This window comes from Paenibacillus sp. EKM206P (assembly GCF_011066155.1).
Taxonomy (GTDB): Bacteria; Bacillota; Bacilli; order Paenibacillales; family Paenibacillaceae; genus Paenibacillus; species Paenibacillus polymyxa_D.
Genome location: NZ_JAAMNQ010000016.1, coordinates 59,840 through 82,499, shown reverse-complemented (window position 1 = coordinate 82,499; position 22,660 = coordinate 59,840). Strand labels below are relative to the sequence as shown.

Below are 22,660 nucleotides of genomic sequence, written 5' to 3'. Positions count from 1 at the left end.
ATTATAACATCAAATGCGTTGGAATAAATAATCGATTTCAAGTACGATGACATTAATTCGCTATGGGGGGACCAGAAATGAGCGTTCGCAGCTGGTGGTTAATGATTTCAGTTGGTCTAGGGATACTATTGAACCCATTAAATTCTTCGATGGTTTCAGTTGCTATTCCAAGTCTACAAAATGTGTTCCATCTTGACTTTACAGGTGTTTCCTGGATTATTTTTTCTTTCTACATTGCAAGTAGCATCGCTCAACCTGTCATGGGTAAGGCCAGCGATTTATTTGGTCGTAGGAAGATATTCCTTACCGGGCTTGTTGTAACCTTCATTGCATCATTATTAGCTCCATTATCACTAAATTTCGGGTGGCTCATCATGTTCCGCATTGTGCAATCCATCGGAACAAGCATGATGGTTGGAGTTGGAATGGCTATTGTTCGAATTCATATTACAGAGAAACAAGCAACTGCGTTGTCTGTTTTGTCCATATTCCTATCTGGAGCAGCAGCAATTGGCCCCTTTATTGGCGGGGTCTTGATTCATTGGTGGAATTGGCCTGCTATCTTTTTCATCAATATTCCGTTTGTGGTGGCCAGCTTTGTATTGGCTTGGAGGAATATTCCTAAGGACGAACTGCCAACATCCGTAGCACGCAACATGTCTTTTCGTAAATGGTTTGATTTGATTGATGCAACAGGGATTCTGCTCTTCACATTGGGTCTGGTTGCCCTGCTAGTTGGGTTACTCTCGGCAAAATCATCTGGGCATATCTCATTAGGAAATGTCATTGTCGGGCTGATAGGCTTCGTTGCGCTGGGGGCATTCGTACGACATGAGTTAAAAGCGACATCACCCTTTATTCCTTTACGCACATTCGCCAGTTACCCTGCAATGATTTGGATTAATGTCGAATTCATGCTCGTTAACGTACTATATTACTCGCTCTTTTTCGGGCTTCCGTCCTACTTGCAAATGGTACGTCATGTCAGCGAGTTCCAAACAGGCATTCTCATGCTAAGCTTAGGCTTGTGCTCGCTAATTACTTCTCCCATTGCAGGACAATGGATCGATAAATCAGGACCCAGACCGGCATTGCTGGTGTCCGCAATTCTGATGACATTGGGGTCAGTGTGGCTCGTGACATTGAATCCAAATTCACCGGTTATCAGCGTGTGTTTGGCTTTAGCTGCATTCGGTATTAGCAACGGTTTGAACAATGTAGGTATGCAAGCAGCCCTGTTCCAAAGTTCTCCAAAAGAAATAATCGGTGTAGCATCCGGATTATTTAGCACATCAAGATATCTGGGAACCATTATCTCTTCATTATTGATAGCTATCGTAATGGGAGGTACATTTAGCTTCAAGGGATTTCAAATGCTTGGGATTATCCTCACGGTAATTGCATTGTCTTTGGTATTCATAAGTCGGCGGCACCAGAAGCCAGCGCAATTGCATGAGTCATAGGTTCACCAAGTTCATAATTCAAACCACAAAAGCCGTAAATCTCCGAGGTTAATGGAGACTTGCGACTTTTGTGGTTTGTTCAGATTACCCCAAAGCCATTTGAAAGCTTTGGGGCAGTTTCCCTATTTTGAACTCGGAGCCTGTTATTAATGTCTAATGTGAAGATTAGGTGGACATTATCCCATCTCCGTCTGTTACTAGTAAGTTCGCTAGCTCTGTTTCCAACATCGCTTTAACGGTTTCTGGATTTTCTTCAAAAGGAAGTTCTAACGAGATTTGCAATACGTTCTCCACATGCTGAACAGTAAAGAAAATGATTGAATCCCGATAGATGTCCCTCTCTTCTGGCTCGATATTTTTAAACAGCTGATATTTATCCGACGCTTCGCCAAGGTAATTGAACACAATAGGCAGCTTATTCAGGCTATGCTTCAGATACTGGTTAGACTGCGGATACAACGATGCCATTTCATCATTGTATATGAGATTTAGAAAATTCAAATTATGCGATACGGCCAACTGCATACTATTTCTGATCTCATGTCCATGTTCATCCGCATCTGTAAGCAGTACAGGGATTTGGTCTATAAATTCACCTATAATATCAAAATACTGCTTGTCCTCGTATGCCCGGCCATAATTAGTGAGAAGAATAGGAATCTCGTCCACTTGTAAATATCTGCGGAAAAAGCGGTTAGCCAGGCATATAGCCAAGTCCCACATGTGTCCGACCGCGTTGGAGTCATTCCAATTTGCAAGTTCTACTGTCACATCTGTACCCGTTGTATGGTTGCGCTCATCAATTGCGAGAACTACAGCATCCGAAGCAGCAGCAAATGCGGACAAGCGAAATTTGTCGACAATCTCTTGATCACCTATGCCCTGAGGTCCTTTGCGGACCTGACTCACATAATCACGGTAGCTTCCTGCTAGTTGCCCTTTTACATTGCTCATGTCATCATATGCACGGTACAACTCACTCTTAACGACCTCTCCGCTCATGCCATCATAGATGAGATGTGAACAAGGGAGCAGCAGCAAATGATCCCGTAAATTGAGGCGAACAAGCGCAATACGATATAACAAGTTTCCGGTTGTTTCATAAGGGTTCATAAAGAATGCAGGCAATATATGTGAGAGTATACGATTTTGCATCTCTGCACCGTAGTTCGATAAATCTATCATTGGAATATCCATGCGCTTCTTCATGGACAACATTTCCCATTCCCATCCGACATCCGTTTGGACCAACACACTTCTAAAGAGTTCATGGCGCTCTATCAGGCGTTGTATGATTGCAGATAACCGTTCTACGTCCAGCAGGTAACTATCAAAAGGAATGACACCTCCTGAGGATTGCGGATGCTCCAAATGATAATGTTGAGCGGGAGCAAGCGCATAGCGTTGTAAAGGCTCTCCTACCAGCATCGTGCTGTTCCATTGATCATTCATCCGCAGCAGATGTTCCAGCCACTCCTCAGCATGCCGCTTCACAGCTTCATCGTCTACCATCGTATCTGTGTATAGCTTTTCACAGTCAGATACTTGAGCAGCTGCTTCAAAAGGAAGCAAATGATGTGGATGAAGGTCAGGATGAAGGCGTGCCAAAATGACTTTCTTCAGGGCCTCTGCTTGTATAGAATCGAAAGGATCTATGTGCAAAGTTAATTGATCTCGCCCTTCAACAGCTGTTGATTGGAAATGAGCATGTACGTCATAAGCCTCTTCGATGATGTCGATTGCCTCGGCAATATCACGTGTTAACATACCCAACATCGAAGTGTCTTCTCGCAAATACTCTGATATTTGGCGAATAGTCTGATATTGAAACACCTGATTAATCCCTATTTCAATGCCAACAGCCTGAGCCTGTGAAACCAATTGAATGGCTTTCAGGGAGTGTCCGCCTAAATCAAAATAGTTATCATCAATGCCAACAATACTGACACCCAGATTTCGCTTCCAAATATCTACCATATGCTGTTCCATGCCGTTTCGCGGGGCTGCATATTCAACACCTGTTTGAATGTCTCCGTCCGGCGCAGGAAGCGATTTACGATCAATTTTTCCGTTAGTGGTCAACGGCATCTTCTCCAATTGAACAAAATAGCTTGGCAGCATGTACATCGGAAGATTTGGAACCAACGCTGTTTTAAGTTCCTGAATGGTCAGATCGCTATCAGCCACAAAATAAGCACATAAATCTTTTTGTCCTGATTCATTCTCACGAGCAATAACCACCGCTTTACGGATCGCAGGCAGGTTCATTATTTGCGCTTCCACTTCTCCAAGTTCAATTCGGTAACCCCGAATTTTTACCTGATGATCCATCCTGCCTAAATATTCAATATTTCCGTCTGCCATCCATCGCGCCAAATCTCCTGTGCGGTACATACGTTTTCCTGGTTTGAAGGGGTCTGCTATAAATTTCTCATCTGTCAGCTCACGATTTCCCATATAACCTCGCCCTACTCCATCACCACCGATGTAGATCTCGCCTGCAATTCCTATCGGAACCAACTTCCGATTCATATCCATAATATATACGTGCTGGTTAGCCATTGGCTTGCCAATCGGCACCGTATGTGTCCAAGCTGTCATCGTTTCCCCGTCAATGTCGTATGCAGTTGTGTCTACACAGCACTCGGTAGGACCATAAACATTAGTTATTTGCGGACGATATCCGGGTCGGGTGCTCAAAAATGTTTTAACGAGATGACCTGGCAGCGCCTCTGCTCCAAAAATAAAATGCTGTACATTCAGGTCTGCAACGGAGTCTTGCATTTCCGTCAACATATGCATGTGTGCCGGTGTACCATCAGTAAAATCAATCCGTTGGGATCTGAAATAGTCAGCCAAACGATGACCATTGGTGCTAATCTCTCTCGGCACCACGTGAAGCGCATGCCCGAGAAGCAGGCATGGGAAAATTTGTTTCACTGATGCATCAAATACATACGGCGATAGCCATGCCATCCGCATTGGCGATTTGTATTTCTTATATACTTGTTCTCTAAATGCGGTTGTCATATTAACGACATTAGAGTGTTGAATCATCACTCCTTTGGGTTTGCCCGTCGTACCTGAGGTATACATCACATAAGCCAAATGGCCAGGGTCACAAACTTCAGCCAAGTTGGAACAGTCTTCTGCGGATAGCCTGTGACTATCAGGTGAAATGACCAGCACATCCGACGGTACCTTCGCGGCCATTTCTGGCATGGCAACCATAAGCTTAATATGGCTGTCTTGTAACATATAGAGCATACGTTCCTGCGGAAACTCAGGGTCGATAGGTACATATCCCCCACCAGCTTTTAAAATACCAAAAATCCCTACAATCATTTCGATAGAACGTTCCATAATCATTCCGACCAAATGATCTGCCTGGACCCCCTCCGCTCTTAGCACTCGAGCCAGTTGGTTTGCACGAACATTTAATTCGTTATATGTGATCTGGCTATCTCCAAAAACTACAGCTACTTGATCTGGAGTCTTCTCTACCTGTTCTTCAAATAATTGATGAATGGTTTTTTCACATGGGTATTTCACCGCGGTATTTCCCCAGACATCTAATATCATTTCGATTTCCTGTGGCGTAATGATCTCAATTTCAGATAGCTTTGTCTGTGGTTCATCTACAACAGCTTTAATCAACTGGATGAAGTGATCGGCCATTCGTTTAATCGTGCTTCTCTTGTACAGGCTGTCGGCATATGTGAAGCTGAAAACCAAACCTTCAGAGCTTTCCATGGCCGTAAGTGTCAAATCGAATTTTGCCATATTCTGTTCGCCTGGGCACAGAGTAACCTGCAAGTCTTGGAATTCCGTCGTACCAGAGTCCATGTTATCTAGCTCAAAAAGAGTGTCGAATAACGGATTTCGGCTCAGGTCCCTTTGTACATTCAGCTTCTCCACCAGCAATTCAAACGGATAATCCTGATGCTCAAAGGCATCAAGCACCTGGTCCTTTACTTCCTGAACATATTCGTAAAATGACTTGTCCCCTTCAGGAAAGCTCCGCAATGCAAGCGTGTTGACAAACATGCCGACGACAGGCTGCAAATCGTGATGCTGTCTACCTGCAATAGGTGTTCCAACAACGATATCCTCCTGACCGCTGTACTTGAACAATAGGGTCTTGTAGGCCGCAAGTAATACCATAAATAAAGTAGCTCCCGCCTGCAAACTGATTTGTTTCAAACCACTCACGTCCTGAGGTGAAATGGCAAAGGAAACGGTGCTGCCCGAAGTGCTACGTGTTGCAGGTCTTTCAAAGTCGACTGGGATACCCAAAATCGGAATGTCGCCGCTCATTTGCTTAAGCCAGTATTCTTCTTGTTTTTCCATCCATGAGCTACCAATGTCTCCTTGCTGCCATACCGCATAATCCTTGTATTGAATTCGCAAGGCCGGCAACGTTTTTTCTTCATACAGTGCGGGCAGCTCGTTCAGCAATAAACTCATGGATACACCATCTGAAATCACATGATGCATGTCAAACATAAACCAATGGCGCTGTGGAGATTCTTGCAACAGAGCAGCTCGAAGTAACGGTGCCTTCCCAAGATCAAAAGGTCTGATAAATTGTCTCATCATTGCTCTTGCTTCGTTCTCACCATGTCCCTGCATAACCTCCAAATTGAAATCGACATGGTCGTGAATCCGTTGTACCAATTTATCATCTACGAATTCAAAAGAGGTTCGCAATGTATCATGTCGCTGAATTAATTGCTTAAGCGCTCTTTCTAATCTTAAAAAATTCAGTTCTCCTTCCATCAAAAGCATGGCAGACATATTGTAGTTATTCATGCTGCTCAAAACGTATAGTCTATTTTGAGTTATAGATGCCGGATAACTGTCTCTCAATTCGGCAACTGGAATCGCTGCGAATGGATTTGGAGACAATTCATGAACAGCCTGCGCCATTTGCTCAATTGTTGGAAAGTCAAATACATAACGCAATGGTAACTCAATATTCAGTTCTTTGTGAATTTTTGCGGCCAATGCAGTCGCACGAAGTGAATGTCCGCCAATGGCAAAGAAATTATGATGAATTCCAACGGACGGAATGTCGAGTATCTCTCTCCAGATTTGTGCTAACTTCACCTCCATGGCTGTGCGCGGCGCTGCATATTCTGCAGTCAAATCAGCGTGTTCCTCGAATGCCGATAGTGCCTTGCGATCAATTTTTCCGTTCGGTGTCAGCGGCATGTTCTGCAGTTGTATAAAATACGACGGTACCATATAGTTCGGCAATTTCTCATTCAGCAAATTCAACATCATACTGCCGCTGATTTCTTTTTCAGCTACGTAGTAAGCGGCCAAATGATAGTCTCCCTGCTGATCTGCACGAGCCATGACAATAGATTCTTTAACACCGTCCACCTTGATAATTTGCGCTTCAATCTCACCGAGTTCAATCCGATACCCGCGGATTTTGACCTGATGGTCAATCCTACCCAAATATTCAATGTTCCCATCTGGCAACCATCGTGCCAAGTCACCTGTACGGTACATTCGCTCATAGCCAACTTCCTCTGCTGCAAACAGATTGGCTACGAATTTTTCTTTTGTCAGCTCTGGACGGTGCAGATAGCCGCGTGCCAGCCCCGGGCCGGATACACACAGCTCACCAGGGACTCCTGCAGGTGAAAGATTTCCGTGTGTGTCTACCATATACACGCGGTGATTAGATACTGGCCGTCCGATGGATATGATTCCACCTAGCTCAGAATTTTCTTCCGATACCGGCCAAAGAGACGTTGCAACGGAATTTTCGGTAGGACCATACGCATTGTAATAAGCCACCCGGTCCTTCCATTTGGACACCAGTTCTGCGGTAGAGGCCGATCCTGCTGTGAGCAGAACACGCAAATCAGGCATGCGATCCGGGTTCAGGTATACAGCATAGTTTGGCGGCAGCGTTGCAATTGTAATTCTGCAGGCAGCCATGTATTGCTCGAAACGTTCATAATTCAAAATAGTCTCGGAGGAAGGTATATACAATATCGCTCCACATAGTAAAGACTGGATTATTTCCGAGCATGACGTATCAAACGAGTAACTGGCAAACATGACCACCCGATCGGACAAGCCAATACTCAACTTTTGCTCGAAGTAGGTTTTAAGATTACTAAGACCGCGATGCTCAAGCATTACTCCCTTAGGCTGACCCGTCGTCCCGGACGTATAGATGACATATGCCAGATCGTTTGGACCAGATACAGCCTCCAGATTCGAACCGTTCTGATGATATACGGACAGCATTTCCCCTCGTACATCCTCTTTTCTTGTATCGGAAGCGACTCCGTCCTGTTCATCGTCAAGCACCAGCACCTTGCCTCCAAACAGCACCTTTTCCGTCAGGTGCTGTTGCGTTAACAACAGTTCCGTACCTGAGTCGTCCAGCATGTAGCGGATGCGTTCCTCCGGATAGGTTGGGTCTATCGGGATATATGCTCCCCCCGCCTTCAAAATTCCCAATATGCCCACAATCATATCTACGGAACGCTCTGTCATCAGACTAACCAGACTATCGGCTTTCACACCATAGCTGCGTAAAGTACGGGCCAGACGGTTTGCGCGCTCGTTCAATTCATGGTAGGTCAATTGTTGACCTTCAAAATATACCGCTGTCTGATCCGAAGTCTGCAAAACCTGTTCCTCGAACAGTCCGTGAATTGTTTGTTCACGCGAATATTCTGCCGTGGTATTTCCCCACACCTGGATGATGTGCTCCCGTTCCTGCTTAGTCAACAGATCCATTGACTCAATTAAACTATCCGGATTCGCTATAATTTGATCCAGCAACTGCAGTAAATGTCCTTGAATCTGCGACACACTCTGATGATTAAATACCTGGGCATTGTAGGCAAAATCAATTCGTAGCGTATCTCCCTGAATTACTATGATGCTTAAATCGTAGCTTTCTTGCTCAGTATTGGCCTCTTCCAAAGTAGTCTCAAAGACCATTCTATGGCCAAAAAGTGCCAGTTGTTGCACGTTCGTTGTAACCATTTCAGACATTGGCAAATGTTCATATACCGCAGATTCATCGGTTTGCTGCTGCACATTTCTCATTAACCCGATAAAGTTAGCTCCTGCTTCGGTTTGAATACAAACGGGTAAGGTGTGGTTACCCAGTCCAATTGAATGCTTCGATTCCAATATATCTGTCAAAGGACTTGATATGGAGCAAGCGAACACCACATCATCTGTACCGTTATACTTTTGCAATAAAATTCCCCAGGCTGTCTGCAGCAGCGTATTTGTCGTCACCTGCTCATTCAGTGCAATTCGCTGCAGTGCCACCGTTCGTTCAACATCCAAATTAATCTCCAGATGCTCTGTCTGATATGGACTGCGCCCCATCAGATTGGCATATGGCAATTGAGGTGCTTCTTCATAACCCTCGAGCAGAGTACTCCAGTAGCGAGAAGCCTTTAGGGTGTCCCTATGTTTTTTTAGAATCCCTTTATCTTCTTCCGAAATCAGCGTCAATTCGCCCAGCTTAGTATTGGGATTGGCTACAACGGTTTTAACCAACTGTACAAAATGCCTTGCCATGCTTTCTACCGTTTCCCGTTTAAACAAAGATGTAGCGTACAGAAATTGGAGCTGAATAGATGCTTCCTCCTCACTGACTTCAAGCGTCAGGTCGAATTTCGCAGAAACCTGCTCTATCCCAAAAGAGCGGAAGAACAACTTGTCCAACTTCACTTCCTTTTTCTCCACATTCTGCAATACAAACATCGTGTCGAACAACGGATTACGGCTCATATCTCGTTTCAGGTCGAGCTTTTCCACCAGCTCCTCAAACGGATAATCCTGATGCGCATATGCTTGCAGTGCACACGTCTTGGCGTCCTCAATGCAGTTATAAAACGTCTGTTCAGCGTGAGGATGATTGCGTAATGCGAGCGTGCCGACAAACATACCGAGCATAGGCTCCAGGTCAGCATGCGGTCTACCTGCAATCGGAGTACCGACAATGATGTCTTCCTGCCCTGTGTAATAATGCAGCAATGCTGTGTATGCAGCCATAAGTACCATGTACAGCGTAGAATCCGTATGCACCGCCAGTTCTTTTAAACACTGAGTCAATTCCTGTCCCATTACAAATTCAACAGCGTCACCTTTCGTACATCGTGTTACCGGACGCTCAAAATCAGTTGGCAAATCCAGTTGAGGCAAATCACCACTAAATCTATTCAGCCAGTACTCTCCCTGACTCTTTATTCGCTCCTGCTGAGTTTTGCTATGCTGCCACACAGTATAGTCCGTATATTGAATACGCAGCGGAGATAATACTTCACCGCTATATAAGCGGGCAAAATCACCAGCTAATATTTCAATGGATACCCCGTCTGAAACGATGTGGTGCATATCAAGCATCAATAAGTGCTGCGGCTCCTGTCCTTCTTCGTCCAATCCCAATTTGACCAGCTTTACACGTAGCAACGGAGCGATCCTCAAGTCAAATGAGCGCACAAAGGAACGGGCATGTTCTTTTGCTAAATTTTCAAGCATAAGTTCATTGGATTCTGTCCGCAGTTCTGATATTGTGGCATATTCCAACTCAAAGTGAATCGTTTCGTGAACCCGCTGCATCGGCACACCATTTACCAGTTCAAAGCTTGTCCGGAGGGCCACGTGACGTGAAATTAATTGATGGAATGCCTCTTCCACCTGCTTCACATCTATCGGACCGATTATTCTCAGTGCTGATGTGGTGTTATAGCTTATCCCTTCCGGGTCCAGCTGGTGAAGCACATACATCCGTGTCTGTGCGAAAGAAAGCGGGTAAATGTCACGTTCTTCCGCCACCGGAATGGATGCATATGTGATTTGATCCTGTTCTTCAAGCAAGACCGCCAATTGCTCGATCGTCGGTGCCTCAAATATGTTTTGCAAATCCATAGGTTTGTTTAAATCTTTGCGAACTCTAGAAGTCAGTGTCGTCGCCCGCAGCGAATGACCACCAATTTCAAAGAAATTTTCGTTGATGCCTACTTGCGGTAGATCCAGTACATCCTGCCAGATATCTGCCAATTTTATTTCCATCCATGTTCGCGGTGCAACATGGTCGGCCAAACGACCTTCTGGTATCGGCAGCGCCTTACGGTCAATTTTACCGTTTGGTGTAAGAGGTACGTTCTGCAACTGAATGAAATGTGAAGGGACCATATAATTCGGGAGTTCTTCATTTAACATCTTGCGAAGCTCGCTCCCCGTCACTTCCCGTTCCGCCACATAATAGGCAACGAGTTCGTGTTGGTTTTGGCTATTCGCATGTGCCAGTACGATGACCTCTTGCATGCGATCTGCCTTCAGCATAGCCGCCTCAACTTCGCCCAGTTCAATCCGGTAACCGCGAATTTTGACCTGATGGTCAATCCGACCCAGATACTCAATGTTGCCATCAGGCAACCATCTTGCCAGGTCGCCTGTCCGATACATGCGTTCATAGCCCGCTTCCCCACCTGTAAACGGATTGGTCACAAATTGTTCAGCCGTTAATTCCGGACGGTGCAGGTATCCGCGTGCCAGTCCTGGGCCGGATACACACAGTTCACCTGGGATTCCTGTCGGTGCAAGTTGCCCATGTGCATCGACCATATACACGCGGTGATTTGGTACAGGACGTCCGATTGAGACGGATACCCCTGCTTCGGAGTCTCCTGGTACTGGCCAGACAGAGGTTGCTATGGAATTTTCCGTTGGACCGTAGGCGTTAACATAGGTCACACAGTCTCTCCATTTGCTGACTAGCTCAGTGCTGGTCGCCGATCCGGCCGTAAACAGGATGCGTAGTTCTGGCATTCGTTCAGGGCTCAAGTATATGGCATAGGTTGGGGGCAGCGTTGCAATTGTAATGTGATGATCCGCCATATACTGCTCAAACTTGTCGTAGCTGAGAATGGTTTCTGATGTCGGGATACATAAAGTGGCCCCGTTGAAGAGCGCCTGAAGCATTTCCCAGCATGCCGCATCAAAGGAAAAACTGGCGAACGATACAACACGGTCGGAACTGCTGATCCGCAATGTCTCCCTGAAATACGTATGCAGATTGCAGAGTCCACGATGCTCGAGCATTACTCCCTTAGGCTGACCAGTCGTTCCAGACGTATAAATCACATACGCTAGGTTATGAGGACCGGATATAGCGTCCAAATTCGTACCATCCCTGTGATATACGGACACGGGTTCTCCTTTTGCTTCAGCCGTACTTGCATCCGCAGTGGCTTCGTCCATTTCTGCATCCAGCAGCAGTACCTTGCCCCTAAATTCCACTTTTTCAACCAAATGCTGCTGCGTTAACAGCAGTTCCGTACCTGAATCGTCCAGCATATAACGGATGCGGTTCTCCGGATAAGTCGGATCGATCGGAATGTAGGCGCCCCCTGCCTTCAAAATACCCAAGATGCCGACAATCATGTCAATTGATCGCTCTGTCATCAGACCGACTAGGCCGTCTGCCATCACACCGTTACTGCGTAAAGTACGCGCCAGATGGTTCGCTCGCTCATTTAATTCACGGTAGGTCACTTGCGCTCCTTCAAAATATACCGCTACCCGCTCCGGTGTCTGCTTGACCTGTTCCTCAAACAATCCGTGAATCGTCTGCTCACGTGGATATGCTGCTTTCGTGTCACACCAAGCACCCAGCAGTTGCTCGCGTTCCTGAGGCGTTAATATATCCATCTCGCAAATCCGACCAGCTGGATTGATCTTGATTTGCTCCAGCAGTTGCAGCAAATGCCCCCGGATCTGTTCTACCCTTTCATAGTCATATACCTGGGCATTGTAACCAAAATGAACTCGTAGCGTCTCTCCCGGTAACACCACGATGTTAAAATCATAATTCGTCTGCTCAACCGCTCCTGCTCCGGTTATTTTAAAATCAGCTTCCTCTCTTTCACCTAATTGCTCAATTTGTTCATCCACCGGATAGTTCTCAAATACCATAATATGATTAATCAGTTCCACTTTTTGCTCTGCCTGTGCCTGAATCTCATAGAGTGGGAACGTTTCGTATGTTCCCGAAGCAAGCGCCTGTCGCTGAGTTTGCTTCATCAGCTCTGTAAATGCAGTTGCTTGTCCGCCTTGAATACGGACGGGGACCGTGTTAATGAATAGTCCAATCATCTGCTCTACTCCGGCAATGTCTGCTGGACGCCCCGATACCACGCTACCGAAAACGACATCCTGTGTGCGATTATACTTTTGCAACAAAACACCCCAGGCCGTTTGCAGCAGCGTATTTATCGTTACCTGTTCTTGCTTTGCCAGCTGCAGCAGGGCCGTTGTCAGGTCTATACCCAAATCAAATTCCAGATATTCGGCCTCATATCCCTGGGTCTTCCCTGTTTTGGCCTGCGGCAAAACCGCCGTCTGCTCATAGCCCCGCAGGTAATCGTTCCAATACTCCGCTGCTTCCTGACGATTCTGTCCCTCCAGCCATTCAATGTATCGGCTGTATGGTGTTACCACGGGCAATTGCGGTTGCTTCCCTTCTGCTAGGGCGGTATATCCTCCAAAGACTTCGTTGGTAACCAGCGACAAACACCAGCCATCCATTATGATGTGGTGGAAGCTCCATACAAAATGGTATGAATCATCTGATGTACGCAAGATAGATACACGCATCAGTGCATCCTTTGCCAGATCAAACCCCCTCTGCTGATCTCGACGCGTGAACTCCTCGATATACTGCTCTTGCGCCGACTTCTCCTTCTCACGTATATCCTCTACGTACAGTTCTCCGCGTTTATTCCGGTGCACCACTTGCAACGGCTCGTCCTGCAAATCGCTCCGGAAGTTGGTCCGCAGTGCTGAATGACGCTGTACCAACAAGTCCAGACTGGCGGAGAATGCAGCGAGATCCAGCGTTCCCTTCAGTTCAAAGGTGGACTGCTCCACATAGGCGCTCGACTGGGAATCCAGCATGTTGTGAAACAGCATGCCTTTTTGCATCGGCGTCATGGGGTACATATTCTCAAGCTCTCCGTCAGGCTGAATCTGCTCCACCATCCGGTCCAGTTCTTCAAGGCTTAAGTCCGAAAGCAGCACATCACTTGGTGTCAATTCGGAGTACTCCCGAGATGCACAATGCTGAATCACTTCCAGCACGTTCTGCTTGAATTGCTCTGCTAGTTGCTCAGCAGCATTTTGTTGGAGTGCCTTATTGTTGTATTGAATACTTAGTTCCAGCATGCCATCTGTAACGAGTCCTCCCACGTCCATAACACAGGACATTTGGGTCAGTTCATGAGTACTGGCTCCGCTGGAATATGGAGAAAAATGCATGCTGCTATGCTGCAGTGTCTGATCAAATTCGCCCAAATAATTAAAGCTTATCTGTGGCTCGGCATATGTTGCCCCGGACGGTCCATTCTGGCTGAGATATCTCCAGATGCCATACCCAATTCCTTTACGTGGAATGCTTCGCAGCATCTCCTTCATCCGTTTGATGTGCCCGGAGATATCATCTTCCCGGTTAATCCGCAGCAGTACAGGGTATTGACTCGTAAACCAGCCAATCGTCCGTGATATATCTGTATCCTTTAGGATTTCTTCCCGGCCATGGCCTTCGAGAAGAATCGCTACCTTTTCATTGCCAGTCCAAGCGCTTAACGTCTTGCCGAGTCCCGTCAACAACAGATCATTCACTTCTGTGTTGTACGCGCGGTGGGCTTGCTTCAGTAATTGGTCAGTCTCTTCCTTCGTAAGCCTCACATTTACGATACCCATATCTTGCTGCATAAACCTATCGCTATGCTCTTGGGACACTGGAAGTTGGGGCGACTCGGATACCGCCAGTTCATTCACTTGCTCCCAGTATGCGTGCTCACTTTCCATCTCAGGACTGTCGGCATAGGCTGACAACCGCTCCGACCAGACCCGGAAGGAGTCTGTTTTGGCAGGAAGCTGTATGGCTTCCCCACGTACAGCCTGCTCATAGGCATTCGACAAATCCTCCAACAGTATCCGCCACGATACGCCGTCTACCACCATATGATGAATAGCCAGTAGCAGATGGTCCCCATCAGCGCAGTGGAACAGGCCCACTTTCAGCAGAGGTCCTTCATCCAGTCGGATGCTACTCTGAATAGAGCTGGCTCGGGCTTCTATAGCTTGACCCAATGTGGGACCGATCGGCACGTCTTTGAAATCGGCCACTTCCAGATCATACAGCTTCCCTTCCTTCACTCCGCGGTTCCACGCTTCCCAGCCTTGCTCCGCTTTGCGGAATACCATCCGTAACGCATCATGATGCACCACTAACTGCGTCAATGCCTGACGTAGCGGCTCTTCCCCGAATCCCTGCTCCCGATGAAGCATAACCGCCTGATTAAAGTGGTCCGGCACAGGCTGTCCTTGCTCCACGAACCACTGCTGAATCGGCGTCAGCAGCACAACTCCGTCGACCTCTTCCTGATCAGCTAATTGGGTATCCGACACACGCAGGTGTGTAGCTAGCTCGGCAACCTCAGGGTACTTAAACAAGTCTTTGATATCCAGCTTGTATCCTGCCTGCAGCAGGCGTGAGGACACCTGAATCGCCTTGATCGAATCCCCGCCCCGATCAAAAAATTGATCCGTCAGTCCGACCGGACCGCCGCCCAGTACTGCCTCCCACACACGAGCCAGAACCTGCTCCTCTGCCGTCTGTGGAGCACTATATTCCTGCGTAGAACGGGAAATCTGTTCCGGTGCCGGCAATGCCTTACGGTCGATTTTGCCGTTGGGTGTGAGCGGCATTCGCTCCATCTGAACAAAGTGCGAGGGAACCATATAATTCGGGAGTTCTTCACTCAGCTGCTTGCGAAGCTCACTCCCTGTCACTTCCCGTTCTGCCACGTAGTAGGCAACCAGTTCGTGTTGGTTTTGGTTTGTCGCATGGGCCAGTACGCTGACCTCTTGGATACGATCTATTTTCAGCATAGCCGACTCGACCTCGCCCAGCTCAATTCGGTAGCCTCGAATTTTAACTTGTTGATCCATCCGTCCAGCGTATTCCAATTTACCATCTTCACGCCAGCGAACAAGGTCTCCCGTGCAGTACAGGCGATCTCCGTCCACCCACGGATTGGCAAGGAATCTCTCAGCCGTCAAATCAGGACGGTTCAGGTAACCGCGTGCGACTCCGTCTCCGCCAACAACCAGCTCACCCCATGCTCCAATCGGCTGCAGGTTAAACGCCGAATCGACCACATACGCCGTCGAATTGCGGATAGGACGCCCGATCGGCACAGAATCAAGCTGTTCTTCCTTAATATGATAAGTCGTCGAAAAAGTAGTATTTTCCGTTGGTCCATAGCCGTTAATGATATTCATGTCCGGATTATCACGCAGCACCCGGTTGATATGCGGTGCAGACAGCACATCACCTCCGACCAGCAAATACTTCACATCTCCGAACAATTTACTGTCCTGCTGCGAAAGCTGATTAAATAGCGGTGTAGTCAGCCACATCATAGTAATGCGATGGTCCCGTATGGTCTCCTTGAGCTTATCTACGTCCAAAAGATTATCCTTATGCACGAGTACAAGCTCACCGCCGTTCAGTAGCGCCCCCCAAATTTCAAACGTAGACACATCAAATACAAACGCGCAAGTCTGCAACATTCGGATCGATTCATCGAACGGCACATAATCCGTATTACGCACCAAGCGCACGACACTTTGATGCTCAACAACGACGCCCTTAGGCTTGCCTGTTGATCCCGAGGTATAGATGACATAAGCAGCATGTTCGCCTGATCCATCTATTCCCAAATTGGAAGTATCCGGACTGTAGGACGTATCATCATTCAGATTGACAATCTGTCCATCAAAATAGCAACGTTCCAGTAAATCTTGTTGAGTCAGCAGCAGTTTGGCTCCCGAGTCCTCCAGCATATAGCGGATACGGTCCTCCGGATATTGAGGATCTATCGGCACATACGCGCCTCCAGCCTTCAAAATAGCCAACGTTCCGCTAATCATATCCAACGAACGCTCCGTTAGAATGCCGACAGGCTCATTGGCCTTCACTCCAGCAGTCTGTAGTGTATGCGCTATTCGGTTAGCCTTCTCATTCAGTTCCCGATAGGTTAGAGATTGATGCCCCAAAGCTACAGCAATATGATCAGGCGTACGCGCAGCCTGCTCCTCAAACAGCTTTTGGATCGTCTGATTGCGCGGATATACAGAAGCCGTGTCGTTAAACTCGCCTGTAATCTGTTGTCTTTCCGCCGTTGTCACCAATTCCAGTTCTTCAACGCAAACATGCGGGTTGAACGAAATTTGCTCCAGCAGACGAGCAAAATGACCATGCAGACGCTCAATGCCGGTTTGATCAAAGTTCAATGCGTTATACATAAAACGAATATTTATGCCTTTTCCCGGCATCACGACGACGTTCAGATCGTAGTTGGTTTGCTCTGTAGCCACCGCGTTTAAAATTGTGAATGCATTCTGCCCATCACTTCCCAGCTGCTCTACCTGCTGCTCCACCGGATAATTTTCGAATATCATAATGTGCTTGATTAGATCCTGCTTCTGCTCGGTCAGTGCCTGAATTTCATACAGCGGGAACGTGTCATAGGCATTGGCAGAAAGCGCCTGTCGCTGAGTTTCCTTCATTAATTCAGTAAATGCAGTTGTTGGTTTACCTTGAACACGGACTGGGATGGTATTAATGAAAAGTCCGATCATTTGCTCTACTCCGGCAATGTCTGCTGGACGTCCCGATACCACACTACCGAAAACAACATCCTCTGTGCGATTATACTTTTGCAGCAACACACCCCAGGCTGTTTGCATCAGCGTATTTATCGTCACCTGTTCCTGCTTTGCCAGCTGCTGAAGTTGCGCCGTCAGGTCTATACCTAAATCAAATTCCAGATATTCAGCCTCATATCCCTTCGCTTTCCCTGTTTTGGCCTGGGGCAAAACTGTAGTCTCCTCATGGCCCTGCAGGTAACCGTTCCAATACTCCGCTGCTTCCTGACGGTTCTGCCCCTCTAGCCATTCGATGTATCGGCTATATGGTGTTACCACAGGTAATTGCGGTGGCTTCCCTTCTGTAAGGGCGGTATATCCTTCAAAGACCTCATTGGTGACCAGTGACAAGCACCAACCATCCATGATGATGTGGTGGAAACTCCATACAAAATGGTATGAATCGTCTGATGTACGCAAGATGGATACCCGCATCAGCGTATCCTTTGCCAGATCAAACCCCTTCTGCTTATCCCGACGCGCAAATTCCTCGATATATTGCTCCTGCGCCACCTTCTCCTTCTCACGTATATCCTCTACGTACAGCTCTCCGCGTTTATTCCGGTACACCACTTGCAGCGGCTCGTCCTGCAAATCGCTCCGGAAGTTGGTTCGCAGTGCTGAATGACGCTGTACCAGCAAGTCCAGACTGGCAGAGAATGCAGCGAGATCCAGCGTTCCCTTCAGTTCAAAGGTGGACTGCTCTACATAGGCGCTCGACTGGGAATCCAGCATGTTGTGAAACAGCATGCCTTTTTGCATCGGCGTCATATGGTATATATTCTCAAGCTCTCCGTCAGGCTGAATCTGCTCCACCATCCGGTCTAATGCTTCCAGGCTTAGACCCGGAAGCAGCACATCACTCGGCGTCAATTCAGAACGCTCCCGTGATATACAGTGGCGGATCACTTCCAGCACGTTCTGCTTGAGTCCCCTGGCTAGTTTCATTACATTATCTTCCTGTAATACTTTTGTGTTATAACGAATATCCAACTCAAGCATTTCATCCGTTACAATGCCCCCCACATCCAGGGAACACGGCATTCTCGTCTGTTCGTTAACATCTGCTCCACTGGAGTACGGTGACATGCGCGTTTCGCTGTGCCGCAGCGTCTGATCAAATTCGCCCAAATAATTAAAGCTAATCTGTGGCTCGGCGTATGCCCCTCTAGATACTACGTTCTGACTGAGATATCTCCAGATGCCGTACCCAATTCCTTTATGTGGAATGCTGCGCAACATCTCCTTCATCCGTTTGATGTGTCCGGATATATGATCTTTCCCGTTAATCCGCAGCAGTACCGGATATTGGCTCGTGAACCAGCCAACTGTTCGTGAAATATCCGTATCCTTCATGATATCTTCACGGCCATGGCCTTCCAGAAGAATTGCAACCTGCTCACTGCCAGTCCAAGTGCTTAACGTCATGCCGAGCGCCGTCAGCAGCAGATCGTTCACTTCTGTGTTGTACGCGCGATGGGCCAGCTTTAGCAGTTGATCAGTCTCTTCTTTCGTGAATTTCAAGCTCAAAGTAGCTGTGTTATTTATGGTCAATGGTTTTTTAGAATCCAGCAATTCTGTAAGCCTTAAAGACTCGTATACTTCCAATTCATTCAATTGCTCCCAGTATGCGTACTCACTTTCCATCTCAGGACTGTCGGCATAGGCTGACAACCGTTCCGACCAGACCCGAAAAGAGTCTGTTTTGGCCGGGAGCTGTATGACTTCTCCACGTACAGCCTGCTCATAGGCATTCGACAAATCCTCCAGTAGTATCCGCCACGATACGCCGTCTACCACCATATGATGAATAGCCAGTAGCAGATGGTCCCCATCAGCGCAGTGGAACAGGCCCACTTTCAGCAGAGGTCCTTCATCCAGCCGGATGCTACTCTGAATAGAGCTGGCCCGGGCATCTATAACTTGACCCAATACGGGACCGATCGGCACGTCTTTGAAATCGGCCACTTCCAGATCATACAGCTTCCCTTCCTTCACTCTACGGTTCCACGCTTCCCAGCCTTGCTCCGCCTTGCGGAAAACCATCCGTAATGCATCATGGTGCACCACCAACTGCGTCAGTGCCTGGCGTAGCGGCTCTTCCTCGAATCCCTGCTCCCGGTGAAGCATAACCGCCTGATTAAAGTGGTCTGGCACAGGCTGCCCTTGCTCCACAAACCACTGCTGAATCGGCGTCAGCAGCACAGCTCCGCTAACCTCTTCCTGATCAGCTAATTGGCTATCCGACACACGCAGGTGCGTCGCTAGCTCAGCAACCTCAGGGTACTTAAACAAGTCTTTGATATCCAGCTTGTATCCTGCCTGCAGCAGGCGTGAGGAGACCTGGATCGCCTTGATCGAATCCCCGCCCCGATCAAAAAATTGATCCGTCAATCCGACCGGACCGCCGCCCAGCACAGCCTCCCATACACTAGCCAGAGCCTGCTCCGCTGCTGTCCGCGGAGCCCTATATTCCTGCGTGGAACGGGAAATCTGTTCTGGTGCAGGCAATGCCTTACGGTCGATTTTGCCGTTGGGTGTGAGCGGCATTTGCTCCATCTGAACAAAGTGAGAGGGAACCATATAATTCGGGAGTTCTTCACTCAGCTGCTTGCGAAGCTCGCTCCCCGTCACTTCGCGTTCCGCCACGTAGTAGGCAACCAGCTCGTGTTGGTTTTGGCGGTTTGCATGTGCCAGTACGATGACCTCTTGCATGCGATCTGCCTTCAGCATAGCCGCCTCAACTTCGCCCAGTTCAATCCGGTAACCGCGAATTTTGACCTGCTGGTCGATCCGGCCTAGGTACTCAATGTTGCCGTCCGGCATCCATCTTGCCAGGTCGCCTGTCCGATACATGCGTTCATAGCCCGCTTCCCCGCCTGCAAACGGATTGGTCCCAAATTGTTCAGCCGTTAAATCCGGGCGGTGCAGATAACCGCGAGCCAATCCTGGGCCGGATACACATAACTCTCCTGCTATTCCAGCAGGTAAAAGATGACCAAGAGCATCGATCATGTACACCCGGTGGTTGGGTACGGGACGTCCTATGGAAATGGTATCGATTGCTCCGGGGTGCTCCGACACCGGCCAAATGCACGTTGCTACCGAATTTTCTGTCGGTCCGTAACCATTAAAATAGGCGACCTGATCCTTCCACTTGGTTACGAGCTCCATCGAAGAAGCGGAACCAGCGGTGAACAGAATACGCAGATCCGGCATTCTTTCTGGGGTTAGATACACGGCGTAAGTAGGAGGTAATGCCGCCACCGTAATTTTATGATCCGCCATGTACTGTTCAAACTGGTTGTAGTTCAGAATGATTTCCGAAGTAGGCACGTAAAGTGTCGCGCCACAAAATAGTGCCTGAAATATTTCCCAGCAGGCAGCATCGAATGCGTAGCTCGCAAACAGTAGGGCATGATCTGACGGACTTATCTGCAATGTTTCATCAAAATACGTTTTCAGGTTACACAATCCATGGTGCTCCAGCATTACACCTTTAGGCTGTCCTGTCGTACCTGAAGTATATATGACGTAGGCTAAATCATTTGCTCCTGATACGGCCTCCAGATTTGATCCTTCCATGTGATACACAGTTGGATCTTCATCCAATACTAGGACTTTTCCTCCAAAGGCGGCCTCTTTGACCTTTTCCGCAAGATGGCTTTGCGTCAAAAGCAGGTCTACACCGGAATCGTCAAATATATAACGGATACGTTCCTCTGGATATGACGGATCGATGGGGACATATGCCCCTCCTGCTTTAAGAATAGCGAGGATGCCGACCACCATATCTATAGAACGATCAGTCATGAGCCCAACCAGCCGATCAGTTGTTGTGCCGTAACTACGCAGGGTACGAGCCAATCGGTTAGCACGTTCATTCAGCTCAGCATAAGTCAGACTGGAGTTCTCACAGACAACTGCTGTTGTCTTCGGTGTCTTTTCTGCTTGTTTTTCAAAACAAAGATGGATGGTATCACTAGAAGGATACGAGATCTGTACTCCGCTAAATTCGGATAAAACCTGACTTTTCTCTTCCGTTGTCAGAAATTCCAATTCGGTGATCGGTAGATCCGGCTGTTTAACAATCTGCTCCAGTCCCCGTTTAAGATGAGCTGCAATTAGCTTAATCCAATTTTCATCGTAAACCAGCCGATTATAACTAAAAGTAACTTCATACTGTGATCCAGGAACGACAATCACATTAAAATCATAGTTGGTCTGTACAATATCCTCCACGTCGGTGACCTGAAGTGTATCAGGCCCTTTTTCCGCATGAATAAGCTCCTCTGAGTAAGGATAGTTCTCAAAAACAACAATATGACGGACTAAATTTTGTTTCAAATCCGTGTGATTCTGAATATCTGCTAGGGAAGAATAAGAGTACTGAGCAGACTCGATGTGGGAGTTCTGCACAGATATAAGCAGATTCGAAAAACTCTGGTCCGCATAACTGGTTATGCGTGTTGGTATTGTGTTAATGAACAATCCAACCATATTTTCAATTCCCGGAACTTCATCTGGTCTGCCGGATACTACAGACCCGAACACAACATCCCGGCTGTTGTTGTACATTTGAAGCAATAATCCCCATACCGTTTGAAATACAGTGCTGACTGTCGTGTGGTAGTGTTTAGATATTCTCTCCATTCCTTGAGTTAGTTCTTTTCCCAGCTTGCATGTGTAACGGTCTGCCTCGAAGATTGGATTCAATGGACGGTTATAGCCCGGTAAAATCGTTTCATTTTCCAGCCCATTTAAATACCCCTGCCAATAGGCTGTCGCTTCTTCCTTGTCCTGTTGCTCCAGCCACTGAATAAAACTGCTGTACGGATATACCGTATCCAATTGCGCAGGCACTCCAGACCGAAGGGAAGTATACATAGTAAAAAATTCCTGGGCCACCGTTCCCATGCACCAACCATCCATTATAATGTGATGAACACTCCAGACAAGTCTGGAAGACTCATCATCCCATTCAAACAGGGCAAGCCGAATCGGAACATCTTTTTCCAAATCGAAACCAGCTTGGCGCTCTGCCTTTAAAAAGGCCGTAAAATGCTCCCTTTTCTCAGCTGCGGGAAAAGCACTGATATTCTCGAAATGAACAGGCAACGCATCACGTTCTTCCAGGACAATTTGAAGCGGACGTTCTGTTTCTTTATACATAAAAATGGTACGGAATATGTCATATCGGTTCATGAGCTGCTGCAAGCTTTGCTGAACCAGATGAACATCCAGCACTTCATTAAAGGTAATAACGGTCTGCTCAAAGTAAGCTTCTGATTTTGCGTCGAGGATGGAATGAAACAACATTCCCTCCTGCATCGGGGACAGCGGATAGATATCTTTAATATTTACCTGTGCCAAATCGTTCACCTTTCCTTTATCCATGCAGAATTTGAGTTTCCACTTGCGGATAT

The 22,660-nt window shown here is 47.4% G+C and carries 2 protein-coding genes; one reads left to right on the top strand and one right to left on the bottom strand.

Going from position 1 to position 22,660, the window contains the following annotated elements:
- The first annotated feature begins 77 nt into the window (after window positions 1-77).
- Window positions 78-1,463 (top strand): MFS transporter, encoded by a 1,386-nt coding sequence (locus G9G53_RS23410; protein WP_165150618.1) that lies wholly within the window; start codon window positions 78-80, stop codon window positions 1,461-1,463.
- Between the two features lie 165 nt (window positions 1,464-1,628).
- Here the strand turns inward: G9G53_RS23410 and G9G53_RS23405 are convergent, their stop codons facing one another.
- Window positions 1,629-22,631, bottom strand: coding sequence for a non-ribosomal peptide synthase/polyketide synthase (locus G9G53_RS23405; protein ID WP_165150617.1), 21,003 nt, complete (start codon window positions 22,629-22,631; stop codon window positions 1,629-1,631).
- Window positions 22,632-22,660 lie beyond the last annotated feature (29 nt).